13 protein-coding genes are annotated in these 14,289 nt (G+C 48.8%); 4 read left to right on the top strand and 9 right to left on the bottom strand.

Translation table 11 applies throughout. From position 1 onward, the window contains the following. Positions 1-4: 4 nt before the first annotated feature. The 7 genes from B3G15_RS07055 to B3G15_RS07025 form a co-directional block, all read right to left on the bottom strand. Positions 5-739: a hypothetical protein gene (locus B3G15_RS07055; protein ID WP_231884717.1), complete on the bottom strand. Its 735-nt coding sequence runs from the start codon at positions 737-739 to the stop codon at positions 5-7. Further along, the gene (locus B3G15_RS07050) at positions 736-1,464 is read right to left on the bottom strand and encodes a glycosyltransferase family 2 protein (RefSeq protein ID WP_290719397.1); all 729 of its coding nucleotides are present in this window, start codon (positions 1,462-1,464) and stop codon (positions 736-738) included. Before B3G15_RS07050 ends, B3G15_RS07055 begins: the two co-directional genes overlap by 4 nt. After that, positions 1,461-2,897, bottom strand: a complete 1,437-nt coding sequence (locus B3G15_RS07045) for an alkaline phosphatase family protein (protein ID WP_290719395.1) — start codon at positions 2,895-2,897, stop codon at positions 1,461-1,463. The genes B3G15_RS07050 and B3G15_RS07045 overlap by 4 nt, the downstream gene beginning before the upstream one ends. Continuing rightward, the gene (locus B3G15_RS07040) at positions 2,894-3,748 is read right to left on the bottom strand and encodes a lysylphosphatidylglycerol synthase transmembrane domain-containing protein (RefSeq protein WP_133208393.1); all 855 of its coding nucleotides are present in this window, start codon (positions 3,746-3,748) and stop codon (positions 2,894-2,896) included. Before B3G15_RS07040 ends, B3G15_RS07045 begins: the two co-directional genes overlap by 4 nt. Then, positions 3,730-4,641 carry an NAD-dependent epimerase/dehydratase family protein gene (locus tag B3G15_RS07035; RefSeq protein WP_050678468.1) on the bottom strand — a complete coding sequence of 304 codons (912 nt, stop codon included), beginning with the start codon at positions 4,639-4,641 and terminating at the stop codon, positions 3,730-3,732. Before B3G15_RS07035 ends, B3G15_RS07040 begins: the two co-directional genes overlap by 19 nt. Before the next feature lie 26 nt (positions 4,642-4,667). Continuing rightward, positions 4,668-5,852: a hypothetical protein gene (locus B3G15_RS07030; RefSeq protein WP_290719391.1), complete on the bottom strand. Its 1,185-nt coding sequence runs from the start codon at positions 5,850-5,852 to the stop codon at positions 4,668-4,670. Between the two features lie 156 nt (positions 5,853-6,008). Further along, on the bottom strand, positions 6,009-6,536 hold the full coding sequence (locus B3G15_RS07025) for a YbjN domain-containing protein (protein WP_023469644.1): 528 nt from the start codon (positions 6,534-6,536) through the stop codon (positions 6,009-6,011). Positions 6,537-6,736: 200 nt separating this feature from the next. Here B3G15_RS07025 and B3G15_RS07020 point away from each other — a divergent pair, with 200 nt between their 5' ends. From B3G15_RS07020 to B3G15_RS07010, 3 genes are all read left to right on the top strand, one after another. Continuing rightward, entirely contained in the window at positions 6,737-9,190 is a 2,454-nt protein-coding gene (locus tag B3G15_RS07020) for a CoA-disulfide reductase (RefSeq protein WP_290719389.1), read from the top strand. 182 nt (positions 9,191-9,372) lie between these two features. After that, positions 9,373-10,818: an alanine/glycine:cation symporter family protein gene (locus tag B3G15_RS07015; protein ID WP_290719387.1), complete on the top strand. Its 1,446-nt coding sequence runs from the start codon at positions 9,373-9,375 to the stop codon at positions 10,816-10,818. Positions 10,819-10,904: 86 nt separating this feature from the next. Beyond that, the gene (locus tag B3G15_RS07010; RefSeq protein ID WP_290719385.1) at positions 10,905-11,366 is read left to right on the top strand and encodes a hypothetical protein; all 462 of its coding nucleotides are present in this window, start codon (positions 10,905-10,907) and stop codon (positions 11,364-11,366) included. A 341-nt stretch (positions 11,367-11,707) separates the two neighbouring features. On the opposite strand, the gene B3G15_RS07005 is transcribed toward B3G15_RS07010, so the two are convergent. Beyond that, entirely contained in the window at positions 11,708-12,520 is an 813-nt protein-coding gene (locus B3G15_RS07005) for an aldo/keto reductase (protein ID WP_029342855.1), read from the bottom strand. A 157-nt stretch (positions 12,521-12,677) separates the two neighbouring features. Here B3G15_RS07005 and B3G15_RS07000 point away from each other — a divergent pair, with 157 nt between their 5' ends. Then, positions 12,678-12,881 (top strand): hypothetical protein, encoded by a 204-nt coding sequence (locus B3G15_RS07000; protein ID WP_149427980.1) that lies wholly within the window; start codon positions 12,678-12,680, stop codon positions 12,879-12,881. Between the two features lie 43 nt (positions 12,882-12,924). Here the strand turns inward: B3G15_RS07000 and B3G15_RS06995 are convergent, their stop codons facing one another. Beyond that, on the bottom strand, positions 12,925-14,235 hold the full coding sequence (locus tag B3G15_RS06995) for a Na+/H+ antiporter NhaC family protein (protein WP_290719382.1): 1,311 nt from the start codon (positions 14,233-14,235) through the stop codon (positions 12,925-12,927). Positions 14,236-14,289 lie beyond the last annotated feature (54 nt).

Below are 14,289 nucleotides of genomic sequence, written 5' to 3'. Positions count from 1 at the left end.
CTCCTTATGAGCGGCGTTTCTTCTTCCATTGACCAATGACGACGATGACGATGAGGACGATGACGAGTCCGAGCGCAATCAATTTCCAAATCGCGTCCGTTCCGAACGTCTGACCGAGGAAGGAGTCTTCTTCCGTGAAGACTCCTGTTTTTTCTTCACCCGGCAGGACGAAAAGGGGAGTCAACGTATCTTCGATCATCGTAATGTTTTCTTTGAAGGATTCTTCATCACTCGCTTTTTTCCCGACCCCAAACAGACCAGGGTTTCCGAGTGCCTTTAAGGATTCATCAAATGCAGTATACACGTCATCGGATGTTTGTGCATCCTTGCTTTCCTTGACGTAAGGTGCAAGCACATCGTATGTCCCGCGGGCTTTCGCGAGTAAGAGTTTCGCTTGACCGAAGTCCTCGAACTGCTCTTCAGCAAAGTGCAGGCGACGTTCGATATTTTGACGGAGAGCGACGCGGTACGCTTGTTTAGCAGCCTCGGCATCTTCTTGTTCAAGCGCCGTATCGATCTTCGCTTTCGCTTCAGGGAAATACAGTTTGAATTCTTTATCATAGGCGGCAAGCGTCTCTTTCGCAAGCGCGTAATCCTTGGCATTAAGTTGTTCTTCAAATTGTTTATACGCTTCCGCAAAAGCTTCCTTTCCTGGGTCTCCGTAACTATAAGCGGAAACCGTGGAAGTGCTCACGAACAGTGAGAGCAGGAGGAGCGGTAGCAAAAGAAGGCGTTTCATCCGAGGTGCTCCTTTCGTTCCATGCGTTCTTCAACGCTAAGCTGTGTGATCGGTCGTCGCCACTCCCGGTAAATCGCTGGGAGGACACGTTGGACATAATTCAGACGGATAAAGGACTTTCCTGCTTCCCGGACCCGATAACGAATCGGAACTTCGTGAAGGCGGAAGCCTTTTCGGACGAGATTGAGGGTCAATACTTGGGCATAGTTATAATCGTGAATGATCTCAGCATGGTGACACGCTGCGCGTGAAAAAGCACGCATCCCACTTTGACCATCATGGATTTTACGTTTCAATAAAAGGCATTGCAACCACGTGAAGACATGATTGCCGATATAGCGATAGAGCCGCATCCCGTCGACGGTACCGAGGAAGCGGGAACCGAATACGTAGTCGGCCTGATCGTGTAAGATCGGTCGGACGATATCCGGAATTTGATCGGCCGGATATTCGTTATCCGCATCAATCATGACAGCAACATCAGCGCCGAGTTCGTAGGATTGGCGGAGTCCTTCCCGGACTGCAGCGCCTAGTCCTTGGTTCTGCTCGAACTGATAGACATGTGCGCCGTGTTGACGCGCAATCGTACTCGTCGCATCCACTGAGCCGTCGTCGATGACGAGAGTCTCGACCGGAATGCCATCAATCATGTCCGGAATTCGTTTTAAGACGAGCGGGAGCGACACTTCCTCATTGTGGGCCGGTAAAAAGACGATGATCTTCATTTAGACTTCGCCTCCTTGAACGCTTCTGTCAACAGCACACCACGGCTATCGTGCGGGATGTCTGCCCCTAGGACTTTTGTGATCGTTGGTCCGAGTGACAAGATATGACGGTGCGTATCCACTTTCAGACCGGCATGAACGTTCTTACCATATATCCAGAACGGAACGAACCGTTCGCCTTCATCCAAGTGACCGTGTCCACCGATTCCGTCCGCTTGACCGTGATCTGCCATGACGATGAGTGTCGCATCCTCGAGTTTACCGAGACGATCGAGCTCCTCACAAAATTCAGCGAGTAATGCATCCGCTTCTTCGATTTTTTGAACATACTCGGAATAGAGGGTGCCCCGACTGTGTCCCGTTTGATCCGTTCCGATCAACTGAATCGCGAGCAGATCCGGATCCTCTTCATGGACGATTTGTTTGGCACGTTCTACGATATTTCGATCCGCGACATCGTTATGCATGACCGCCGTGACGGTCCGTACATCGGTTGAACCGAACGCATCGACAAGGTGCGCGATGCCAAGAATTTTTCCTGATTTATCGACGGCACGGAGACGATCGAAGACAGTATCCGTTTTAACGCCGGTCGTATTCCAGACCATGTTCGAATGAATGCCGTGATCTTCTGGGCGAGCACCCGTGAACATCGAACTGAAGCAGACGACGGTCCGGGCAGGGTAGACCGTCTCCATATTCGTATATTCCGTTCCTTCCTGACGCAATCGTTCGAGGAACGGCGTGTTTGCTGCCATGTAGCGATCTTTACGCATCCCGTCGACAATCAGAACATAGACTTTTTCTGAAGTCGGAAGATCGGCATCTGCCGTCATTGCCTCGGGCAACTTCGGTTTCCAGTCGAACAGGTAGTGATGCAGGATCCATGCAAAGACGAATAGACCAATTGGGAACCAGATGAACGTCATGTCGAGTGTCGATGCGTCACTTGCCGTCCACCAGTACATGAGCAACAGAGCAACCTTAGGCAGTTGCTCCTGCGCGTTACCACTTGTCGAATCACTATTCTTCAGAACGAGTTTCCAAAAACGCGTGAAGTTCGTCCAGCGCGTTCCGATCCGGAGATGATAATAGATCGTTCCCCAGAAAAAAATCGTAAAGAAGAAATAGAGACCTGCGCCATAGGCGAACAAAGGTAAATAATCTGCATTCGTACCCCGAAGGAACAGCCAAACGATGACCGGGATCCAAAGGTAATTTCGTAAAAATAACGGAAAGTCATAACGCCAAAGCAAGATAAATAAAGGAAGCGTCACGATGAAACCAAGACCAGCTTCTGCGAGTGGCATCTGCGTCCATAAGGCGTACGTCAAGAAGACGCCGATCGTAAAAATGGGTGTGAAGGGTTTTCCTTCATTGAGTAAGTTCCAGGCGCGTGCTGCGACTTTTTCAAAGCGAGAAGCGCTTTTCATCGTCTTCCTCCTTTCCAATCAGTGTATTTGAGCTGACGAACCAACAACCGAAGCGTAGCCGGATGCCGAATGAGAACGTACAGCGGAATGAGAAAAGCAAAGGCATATTTAAAGAAGTGCGTCATCAAGGCAACGTCGTACGCATGGGCAACACCGGCTTGCCGTAACACTGTACCCATCGCGAGTTCATACGTACCGAGGCCACCCGGCGTGAACTGAATCACACCGGACAGGACACCGGCACTCATCGCAATCAATGTCGTCGGGAAGGACACATCGATACCTGCTCCGTGCAAGAGGAGGAAGACGGCGAGTGCCTCGACTGCCCAAGCGAGCGTTCCGAACAGAACGAGCGATGGGAGATGCGGGACATGTCGGCGTAACACGAGCAATAACGCGGTCGCAAGGAGCGCGACGAGCAAGACGATTGGGTGAAACAACCAACCGATCAGAATGAAGGTACACAGAACGATCAAGTCAATACTTCGTTGTAAGACGAAGATCGCGCTCGTCTGTTTCCATGGACTTCCGACGGCTCTCGCCGTCACGAGTCGGATCATCTCTCCCAGTTTGACCGGTGAGAGATGATTGATCGTCAGTCCGAGATACAGGCTCGACAGGTATACAGCAGTCGGTGCACGTTTGGCATCGGCGCGGCGCCAGGCGACCGCGCGTAAATAAAAGGCGATCGCATACGTCAAGGTCGCAAGGATTGTCCAGGGACTCTTGAATAAAGCTTCAATGTACCGATACGAGACCGGTAACTCCAGGAAAAAACGGAGCAGTAAAAAGATGACAAGCCCGGTAAGCGTCAGATACAGAAACGTTCGAATCAGCGGTTTTGATGCCACGCGATCACCTGCTCCAGTCCAACATCGATCTCGATTGACGGTTGGTAACCGAATGCTTCTTTTGCAGCCGTCGTATCACTCCATGTCATCGTCACGTCCCCACGTCGTGCAGTTTGAGTTTGCACGGGCACATCAAACCGTTGACCGATCCGTTCAGCTAGAGTGCGGACGGAGACCGGCTGATTCGCGCCGAGGTTATACGTCCCTACTGCACGAGCCAGCAACGCCTGTTCCATTCCACGGGTGATGTCATCGATATACGTGAAGTCACGGATCGGATCACCGAAGACGGTGAGTGCCTCTCCGCGTAATGCCTGTTCGATGAATCGAAACAGCGCCATATCAGGACGACCCGAAGGACCATAGACCGTAAAGAAGCGAAACAGCGTCACGTTTACATCATATAAATGAGCATAAGCATGACAAAAGCTTTCGGCACTATACTTGGCTGCCGCATAAGGACTGGCGACGTGTCCCGTTGCCTGATCTTCTTTCAGCGGACCAGTCTGTTCCCCGTAAACGGAAGAAGAAGACGCGAAAAAGACATGCGGCATGCCATGTCTTTTTGCGGCTTCTAACAAGGTCACCGTCATATCGATGTCCTCACGAATATAGTGATGCGGTTCCTCGAGCGAACGCGGAACACCTGGAAGAGCTGCGAGATGAAAGACGGCGTCGAACGATGTCTCCATCCAGGCGTCGAGATCGTGATGAACGTCACCCGTCGTAACGGTAACACCGGCACGTCTTAATGCAGCTGCTCGTTCTTCTTTTAACTGAACATCATAGTAGTCCGTGAAAGCATCAAGTACATGGACGGTATGGTGCTGCTGGAGCCGGAGGGCGAGGGCGGCGCCAATGAAGCCGGCACCTCCTGTGATTCCGATATTCATCTTATCCCTCCGTTTCCATTTCCTTCTTAGTTAAGTGGTTCGAGTGCGTCTGTGATCCGTTCGCCTGTCGTTTCAGCCTTGACGTCGCCTTTTTCGACGAGTGCGAACCATTCGTTTGCGTCTTTTGCGACTTGCGCTGCTTTGTCCTTGCCGAGACGATTCTCAAGCGTCGGTTTCATCGCAACGACGAACATGTTCGCTTCCATTGCTTCTGCACGTGCTGTATCGACGTCTTTCTTCTCGATCGCTTCTTGTGCCTCTTCATGATAACCGTCGACTTTTTCCGTCAACGCTTTTGCGAACAATCCTTCGATTTCTTTGTAAGAGACATCAGCTGGTTTTGTTTTCGAGAAATCATAGCGCTCTTTCAGCGTTTTGACAGCTTCTTCGTCTCCACCTGCTAACGATTCTTCGATCGCGAGGAGGAAACCATATCCTTCTGCTTGCTCCATTTGTAATTCTTTTTCGTCCGTACCGGCTTTGACGCCATCCTCGATTTTTTGTGCATAACCGAGTGCAGCTAAATAGAAGGAACGATAAATCGATTTATCCGTCACTTGTTTCGCAACATTGAAATCACCGAGTTCTTTCGCGTCGATGGCTTCTTGCTGAGCTGCAAGACCTGATGTGATCGCTTGAGCGATGGCGTCTTCGTTTTTGAAGCCGTAGCTCGCGTCCCGTTTTTCAGCTGTCGGAATGAAGACGGTCTTCGCCATCGCTTCAACATCCTTGAGTGCTTCCGTTGCAGCTTCCGGTTTACCAGCTACGAGTGCTTCTTCAGCTTTTGCTTGCGTTGCTTTTTGTAATTTATAGAAATACGATTGTAGACCTTTATCCACGAGTTGACGAGCGATGTTCTCATCGAGATCCTTCGCTTCCACACCTGCTAAAGCAGACTGGATGACTTGTTCGATTTCTGGTGCTGTCGTCTCGACACCACCTTTTAGTTTCGATTCATAACTTGTCGTGACCATCTTCCAATCGATCGCTTGTCCTTCTTTTGCTTTGTCGAGTTCTGTTTTGATTGAGCTGAAGATCGTCAATTCATCTGTCAGTGTCGTTGCAGCGATCCCCGCATCTGCTGATTTTGTTTCGGTCGACTGTTCCGTTTTCTCTTTTTTCGGTGCAGTCGTATCCGTTTCATTCGAACCGCAGGCAGCCAAGATACCGGCTACCATGAAGATTGAAGCTACTTTTAAACGTTTTTTCATAATCGTGATTCCCCCAGAAGAATTAATAAGACGTTTTCCGTCATGTAGTCGTTTTCACAAATCTAACTATATCGAGAATAATTCTCATTGTCAATTGAACTTTAAAGAAAAAAACGGCTTCGGAGCAGGGCTCCAAAGCCGTTTTAAAATGAGAAATTAGAACTGTTCGTACAGTTTTGTCAAATACGTGTAGACTTCGTCTGATGCTTGGAACATCATGACAGAATGTCCGAAGATCGCAGCCGGATTGAAGCCGTGATCAAGATCGATCGTTGATGCGATCGTGACATCACGGTCGCTGTCGAGAACGACGCGGAAGTATTTGAATTCTTGGTTGAAGTCATTGATGGCGTTCAGAATCGGGAGATCCTCGACACCGTCTGGTACGTGTGTCACCGTACGAGCGAACAATTCGACATCTGTCGTCGTCTTACTGAAGACGATCATCATCATCGGTTCTGCTCCTGCAGGTGTTTTTTCTTGTGTCATGAAGAAGACGTGTGTCTCGTTCTCACGTGCTTCCATTGGAATGCCTTTTTCCACGAGGAAAGCTTGGAAAGCTTCCAAGTGTTGTTGCTGTTGTGGCGCGATTCCTTGTTCGTTTGTTTCGGGTTGACGATCTTGGTGAATCGGTGTCACTTTATTGTTCTCGTTTGATTCGTTCGAGTTACGTTCCTGGTCCATTGCAAAATCCCCCTTTATATACTATAAATTCAGTTTCAAGCATTTCAGAAGGAATTGCAACTAATGTCCGTTAAGATAGGAAGAAAATACAAAAGAGTAGAGATATGTCATGTTTGTGAATCTGCGAGCAACTGACTTGAAAATACATACCTAACAGGGTATATTAAGTGGCAGATAGAAAATCGAGGAGGAATCATCAGATGAAAACGATCATCGTAGGCGGCGTCGCTGGTGGCGCTACGGCAGCAGCACGACTGCGTCGGATTGACGAAACGGCAGAAATCATTTTGCTTGAACGGGGAAAAGAGATTTCGTTCGCGAATTGTGGACTGCCGTACTATATCGGAGATGTCATCAAAGATCGTAATAAATTACTCGTCCAAACGCCAGAAGGCATGCATGCACGGTTTAATTTAGATGTCCGCAATTTGTCGGAAGCGATTCGGATTAACCGTGAAGCGAAGACGGTCACGATCCGCAATGTTGAAACGGGTGAAGAATACGATGAATCGTACGATCATCTGATTCTTTCTCCAGGTGCAAAACCGATTCGTCCGAACATTCCAGGACTCGATGACGCAACAAACGTCTTTACGTTACGGAACATCCCAGATACGGACCGGATGCGGGAATACGTCGATACGACGCGTCCAGAGCGGGCAGTCGTCATCGGTGGAGGATTCATCGGTCTCGAAATGGCAGAAAACCTCGTCGAACGTGGGGCGCACGTCACCCTCGTCGAGATGGCGGATCAAGTCATGGCTCCGGTCGACCCGGAAATGGCCGCAATCGTTCATGAACATCTTCGTGCGAAAGGCATCGAGTTGATTCTAGAAGATGGCGTCGCTCGTTTTGAAGAGGCAGGTCGCCGCGTCGTCCTGACAAGCGGACGCGTGATCGAAACCGAGATGAATATCTTATCAATTGGTGTCGCACCGGAGAGCACGCTCGCAGCAGATGCTGGTTTAACACTTGGCATCAAACAGACGATTCAAGTCGACGATCAACTGCGGACATCCGATCCATCCATCTTCGCGATTGGTGACGCGATCGAAGTCAAAGACTATATCACGAAGGAAGCGACACATGTTCCACTCGCGTGGCCGGCAAACCGTCAAGGACGCCTCGTTGCTGACATCATCGCCGGACGTGACGTCCGGTACAGCGGTACGCTCGGAACAGCGGTCGCAAAAGTCTTCGACTTGACGGTCGCTTCGACCGGTAACAATGAAAAACGGTTACGTCAGCTCGGTCTTCGTTACGAAGCCGTGCATCTCCACCCGGGATCGCATGCGGGATACTACCCAGGGGCGAGTCCGATTTCGATGAAGCTACTGTTTGATCCAATCGAAGGAACGATCTACGGAGCACAGGCAATCGGTATGACGGGTGTCGAGAAACGAATCGATGTTCTCGCGACAGCGATTAAAGGTGGATTGACAGTGCTTGATCTACCAGATCTTGAACTGTCATATGCACCGCCATATAGTTCAGCAAAAGATCCGGTCAACATGGCAGGATATATTGCGTCGAACATCGTGCTTGGTGACAGTGCGAACGTTCATTGGCACGAAATCGATGCGATTGTCGCCAACGGTGGCTTATTACTCGATGTCCGTGAACCATCGGAAAACGAGTTAGGCGCGATTCCGGGATCGGTCAATATCTCGTTACCGACGTTACGTGAGAAGTTGACTGATCTGCCGAAGGATCAAACGATCTATGTGACATGCCAAGTCGGATTACGTGGATATGTTGCGAGTCAACTGTTGCAACAACACGGTTATGATGTGAAAAACTTAAGCGGCGGATACAAAACATGGTCGGTCGTGCATCGTGATCAAGAAGCACGAAGCCAAGCGAAGGAGGAGACTGCTGTGACGGTAACGAAACGTGAGCCAACAACGAAGACTGCACTAGAACAAGTGGCGCTGCTCGATACATGCGGCTTACAGTGCCCAGGTCCAATCTTAGAGCTGAAAACAAAAATCGATCAGATGACGGACGGCGAGCAAATTTTCGTCAAGGCGTCAGACCCAGGATTCTTGCCAGACGTTCAAGCATGGGCGAAAAAACTAGGTCACACGGTCCATTCAGCGGAAATGAATCAAGGGGTCGTCGAGGTCTTGCTTGAAAAAGGGCAAGGGGAGACACCAGCTGCAGCGCCGGTTCAAGTCAATCCGGCAGATGATGCGACGATGGTCGTCTTCAGTGGTGATCTTGATAAAGCACTCGCTTCTTTCGTCATCGCACAAGGTGCACAAGCGATGGGAAAACAAGTGACGATGTTCTTTACGTTCTGGGGCTTGAATATCATTCGAAAACCAGACGCACCGGCAGTCGAGAAAGCAGGAATCGAACGGATGATGGGCATGATGATGCCGAAACATGCCGGGGAGCTGCCGCTCTCGAACATGAACATGGCAGGCGCCGGTCAAAAAATGATGAAAAAAGTCATGAAGGACAAACAAGTCGATGCACTCGAGACGATGATGGCAAAAGCACAAGCTGCTGGTGTCCGAATGATCGCCTGCATGATGTCGATGGATATCATGGGCATCAAGAAAGAGGAATTACTGGATGATATCGATTATGGTGGCGTCGCCAGTTACCTTGGTGCAACGGATGGTGCCAATCTGAATCTGTTCATCTAATCTAAAAACCTGTTTAAATGAACGTGTCAAACCTGACATCTGATGTGAGGTTTGACACGTTTTTTGTTGTCTGAGGTATAGATGAGTTTGATTTTTCAAAAAAAATTGCGTATGATAATTCACATGTGAAAAAAGTTTACATCTAAAAAGAGAAACTATGTGGTGGAAGTGGAGGGAATCGGATGGAGAAGCAGGTAATGGATGTAGTCAGTAGAATCAGTGATATGTTATGGACAAACGTACTGATCATCTTACTCATCGGATTAGGCATTTATTTTACATTCCGGATGCGGTTCGTTCAATTCCGGATGATACCGGAGATGTTACGCTTACTGTTCCAAGGAACGGATAAAGGGAAAGACGGCGTGTCGCCATTCCAAGCATTCGCGATTAGTACGGCAGCACGTGTCGGTACTGGTAATATCGCGGGTGTCGCGACAGCGATCGCACTCGGTGGACCAGGAGCGGTCTTCTGGATGTGGTTGATCGCCTTGATCGGTTCGGCATCGGCATTCGTCGAGAGTACACTCGCGCAGATCTACAAGGTACGGGACGATAAGGCATGGCGTGGGGGTCCTGCCTATTATATGGAGAAAGCACTCGGTCAACGTTGGTTAGGGATTTTATTTAGTATCTTGATTACGATCTCATTCGGATTTGTCTTCAATTCCGTTCAATCGAATACGATCTCGCTTTCACTTCAAAATCAATACGGCTTTGATAAGACATGGATTACGGTCGGACTAGTCGTGCTGACGGCACTCGTCATCTTTGGTGGCGTCCGTAGTATCGCAACCGTCGCGTCGTTCCTCGTACCAATCATGGCCGGTGGTTATATTCTGATCGCACTCTACATCATGGCGACGAATCTTGAAGTACTGCCAAGTATTTTTAAATTGATCTTCCAAGAAGGTCTATTCGAATTCAAGACACTCGCAGGTGGTGCAGTAGGTGCAGCACTTTTGAACGGGATTCGTCGTGGTTTGTTCTCGAACGAAGCCGGTATGGGTTCAGCGCCGAACGCGGCGGCAACAGCGGAAGTCTCTCACCCGGTCAAACAAGGGTTGATTCAATCGTTTGCGGTCTTCGTTGATACGTTGATGGTCTGTTCGGCGACAGCGATGATCGTTCTCGTCAGTGGAGTGGCAACAAAGGATGCTAGTGGTCAACCGGTAGCTGGGATCGACTTAGCGCAAGGTGCGCTCGCATCACAAGTGGGATCACTCGCGACAGGATTCATGGTCGTCGCGATTTTCCTCTTTGCTTTTAGTTCTGTCGTCGGAAACTACTACTACGGTGAATCGAATATCAACTTCATCCGTGAAAATAAACAAGTCTTGATGGCGTATCGTGTACTCGTTCTCGTCATGATCGTCTTCGGTTCACTCGTTGAATCGGCGAACCTCGTGTGGGCGTTGGCAGATATCTTCATGGGACTGATGGCGATCGTTAACTTGTATGCGATCTTCCGTCTCTCGAAAATCGCGAAACTAGCGCTCGAAGATTATGTCGTGCAACGAAAAGCTGGAAAAGAGCCACGATTCTATGCGGACTCGATTCCGAACTTGCCAGGGAAAGATACGCTTGAAGCATGGCAAGAATCAGAAAAAGACGAAAAAGCGATTTAAGGAAGAGGGAGTCAGAGAAATCTGGCTCTTTTTTTGTATAGAACGAATTTAAAAAGGGAATACAGAGTACAGAAGGGAGGGGGAGAATGGAAAACGTACATTTCGTCCGCGTCACGGATGCGGTCTGGGAGTCGTTCGGAAACGATCCCCACATCATCATGGACTGGATTTTATTCATCCATGAGACACAACCCGATCATGAACAATTGTTCGCTCTCGAACAGACGAACGCCATCTATCATTTGATGAATCAAATCGATATCTATATTGATCAAGACACACATTACAACCTGGGACGAGCAATCGTTGGTGAAGAGTTGATTGTCAACGAAGATAAAGCGGCGATTGTCGGTATTCTTCCCTTGCCACTCCTCATCATCTCGGCTGAGGTGATGCGGAATTTTGATCAACGGGCACTCGCTTCGATTCATGATGAAGCCGGAACACCAGGCGAATTCGAGGATATCTGGGAACAATTCGCCGATTTACGCGCCTATTTTCAAAAGGCAGAAGAAGCGGAAGATACGATTTTAATTTATTATGTCTGATCAGCTTCAATCATAAAAAAAGAGACCCGCTTCCAAGTCGTAGACTGGAAACGGGTCTCTCGTCGTTCAGATGAATCAAGAGGCTGACTCAAAAAAGAATGACGCGTCTTTTCACGCCCTTTCCTCAGGCGAGACACAAGCCAGTTTTCCTGCTTTATTCAAGCAGGAAAGCGGGTCTTGTTTGTCTCTGACAGCGCAAAGAGGCACTTTTCCTGTAAGAGTTGCGTGAAACGCGTCATTCTTTTTGTTACGAGATAGGGTGGCAGATCATCGTTCTGCCACCCTTCTCTTTGTGGAAACGGACTTTTGAGTCAGCCTCATCTTTTATGTGAATCGCCAGATTAAAAATCGATTTCGTCCGGATCCGGTCCGAGGCGGACATCCGTTGCGATACGATCAATTTTCTCAAGATCATCAGCATCGAGTTGGAAATCAAAGACGTCGAAGTTTTCCGCAATGCGTGCTGGTGTAACGGATTTTGGAAGAGCGACGATGCCGTTGTCGAGATGCCAACGTAAGACGACTTGTGAAGGTGTCTTGCCGTGTTTCTCTGCGATTTCCTTGAAATCGTTGATTTCGAGGAATTTCCCTTGCATGAGTGGGCTCCATGCTTCGACTTGAATGTTGTGATCTTGCAAGTATTCGTGCAGTTCGTGTTGCGGTAATTGTGGATGCAACTCGACTTGGTTGATCATTGGTGCCATCAAGCCCTCTTCTGCCAATGTATCGAGGTGATGTTCTTTGAAGTTCGAGACACCGATCGCTTTGATCTTGCCTGCTTCATACAGTTCAACCATTGCTTTCCACGCTTCGATATAGCCTTCGACCGGCCAGTGGATAAGATAGAGGTCAAGATAATCTGTTTCGAGACGTTCGAGCGATTCTGCGAATGCTTCCTTCGTCCGACCGGCACGAATATCATCGTTCCAGACTTTTGACGTTAAGAAGAGATCCTCACGTTTCACGCCGCTTTCCTTGATTCCTTTTGCGACACCGCGCTCGTTTTTGTAGACAGCAGCCGTATCGATATGACGATAGCCGACACGTAATGCTTCAGCGACAGCAGCAGGTGCTTCTGTCTCTTCATCTACTTGCCAGACACCGAATCCGATTTGGGGAATCGTAATACCGTTTGAAAGTTTTGCGTATTGCATGTGTTACTCCTCCTCATAAAACGTAGTTTAGATTTGCTCGTTTAGTTTAGCATGAACGAACGAAGACGTCCGTTTCCATGCTCATGTAGGAATGAAATAAGGTAAAATAGAAAAGAATCGTGAGATTTAATCGTGTGTTAAAAGAGGGGGAGAAAAGATGGCTCAAAAGAATAAAAAGCTATCCAAATGTACTTGGCTTAGCATTGGCGCCTTGTTAGTAACGCAGGCAGTGGGTCTGTTTCTTAGTGCGCGAAAGTCAGGACGTAATCCATGGGTGTGGGGAGGCGCTGGACTCGTTCAGTTCCCGCTTCCGGCAATCGCTTACTTAATCTTAGAACGACAAGCGAAGCAGAATAAATAATAAAACAGGTCCAATCGTCGACGCGATTGGACCTGTTTTATGGTTACGAAGAAATTTTTTCTTGCTTCGTCGCTGTCTTCTTCATGCGTGGTAAGCCGAAGAAGATGGCAATTGATCCACAGACGAAGAGGAGGAACGGATAGAACAGATACGGAATCAGTTCCGGTGAAGCCGTTTTCGTCAATTCTGCTGCGATCAATAGTTGTGCTCCATACGGAATGATGCCTTGAATACCACAAGAGAAGATATCAAGGATACTCGCCGATTTTTTTCGATCGACTTCATACGTATCGGCAATTTCAGCTGCCAGTGGTCCAGCGACGAGAATCGAGATCGTATTGTTTGCAGTCGCGAGATTCGTTGCGCTAACGAGTGCTGCCATACTGAACTCGGCACTACGACGCTGTGAAATCTTGCGTGTCAGCGTCTCTTTTAAGAAGGCGATTCCACCGTTGAACGTAATCAAGCTGACGAGACCACCCATGAGGAGCGTCAAGATGGAGATCTCCGCCATGCCCAACATGCCTTCAGACATCGAGAGGACGAATCCACTTAAGCCGAAGCTACCATCAATCATACCGATGATGCCGGTGAGTAGCGTACCACCAATTAAGACAAGGATGACATTGACGCCGAAGATCGCAAGAACGATGACAGCGAGATATGGAATCAACTTGTAGAATTCAAAGGCTTTTGCTTCGACGACGTCACCAGAACCGGAAACGAATGCGAGCAGGATGACCGTCAAAATAGCAGCCGGTAGGACGATCATGAAGTTCGTCCGGAATTTATCGCGCATGTTCGTTTTTTGGGTTCGGACGGCAGCAATCGTCGTATCCGAGATGAACGACAGGTTATCGCCGAACATCGATCCACCAACGACTGACGCTGCTGCGATCGCAACGTTGATGCCTGTCGCTTCATGAATACCGAAGGCGATCGGCGCGAGTGCAGCAATCGTTCCAGTCGATGTTCCCATTGCCATCGAGATGAAGGCAGCGATGATGAACAGACCACTCATCAGTAATGACGGAGGTAGGAACGTCAAAGCAGCATTGACGGTTGCATCGATGGCACCGATTGCTTCTGCCGTTCCAGAAAACGTACCGGCTAATAAGAAGATGAAGACCATGATCATGATATCGGGATTTCCGGCACCCGTTGCGATTCGTTCGACCGTTTGATTGATGGATCCTTTCGTTGTGATTGCAGCAAAAATCAAAGCGATCAGTGCGGCGATAAGGATCGGAAATTTGTAAAAGTCGTCATAGAAGATCCCGGCTCCGATGAAGAGAACCAGGAATACGACGAGAGGAAGCAGTGCCCATTTGTTAGGCGTGATCGTTTCATTCATTGTTGACACCTCGTTTCTCAAAGATACAAAAAAAGACCCCTTCGCAAGAAAGAA

The organism is Exiguobacterium sp. UBA1053 (assembly GCF_002316465.1).
Lineage (GTDB): Bacteria > Bacillota > Bacilli > Exiguobacteriales > Exiguobacteriaceae > Exiguobacterium_A > Exiguobacterium_A abrahamii.
Note: the sequence above shows the minus strand (reverse complement) of the source record. Positions and strands in the feature narration are given on the sequence as shown.

Excerpts from the sequence above, each read along its gene's own strand:
- B3G15_RS07025 (WP_023469644.1), bottom strand. The coding sequence starts at position 6,536 with ATGGACCAGGAACGTAACTCGAACGAATCAAACGAGAACAATAAAGTG.
- B3G15_RS07000 (WP_149427980.1), top strand. The coding sequence starts at position 12,678 with ATGGCTCAAAAGAATAAAAAGCTATCCAAATGTACTTGGCTTAGCATT.
- B3G15_RS07050 (WP_290719397.1), bottom strand. The coding sequence starts at position 1,464 with ATGAAGATCATCGTCTTTTTACCGGCCCACAATGAGGAAGTGTCGCTC.
- B3G15_RS07010 (WP_290719385.1), top strand. The coding sequence starts at position 10,905 with ATGGAAAACGTACATTTCGTCCGCGTCACGGATGCGGTCTGGGAGTCG.
- B3G15_RS07015 (WP_290719387.1), top strand. The coding sequence starts at position 9,373 with ATGGAGAAGCAGGTAATGGATGTAGTCAGTAGAATCAGTGATATGTTA.
- B3G15_RS07035 (WP_050678468.1), bottom strand. The coding sequence starts at position 4,641 with ATGAATATCGGAATCACAGGAGGTGCCGGCTTCATTGGCGCCGCCCTC.
- B3G15_RS07005 (WP_029342855.1), bottom strand. The coding sequence starts at position 12,520 with ATGCAATACGCAAAACTTTCAAACGGTATTACGATTCCCCAAATCGGA.
- B3G15_RS07030 (WP_290719391.1), bottom strand. The coding sequence starts at position 5,852 with ATGAAAAAACGTTTAAAAGTAGCTTCAATCTTCATGGTAGCCGGTATC.
- B3G15_RS07045 (WP_290719395.1), bottom strand. The coding sequence starts at position 2,897 with ATGAAAAGCGCTTCTCGCTTTGAAAAAGTCGCAGCACGCGCCTGGAAC.
- B3G15_RS07055 (WP_231884717.1), bottom strand. The coding sequence starts at position 739 with ATGAAACGCCTTCTTTTGCTACCGCTCCTCCTGCTCTCACTGTTCGTG.
- B3G15_RS06995 (WP_290719382.1), bottom strand. The coding sequence starts at position 14,235 with ATGAATGAAACGATCACGCCTAACAAATGGGCACTGCTTCCTCTCGTC.
- B3G15_RS07020 (WP_290719389.1), top strand. The coding sequence starts at position 6,737 with ATGAAAACGATCATCGTAGGCGGCGTCGCTGGTGGCGCTACGGCAGCA.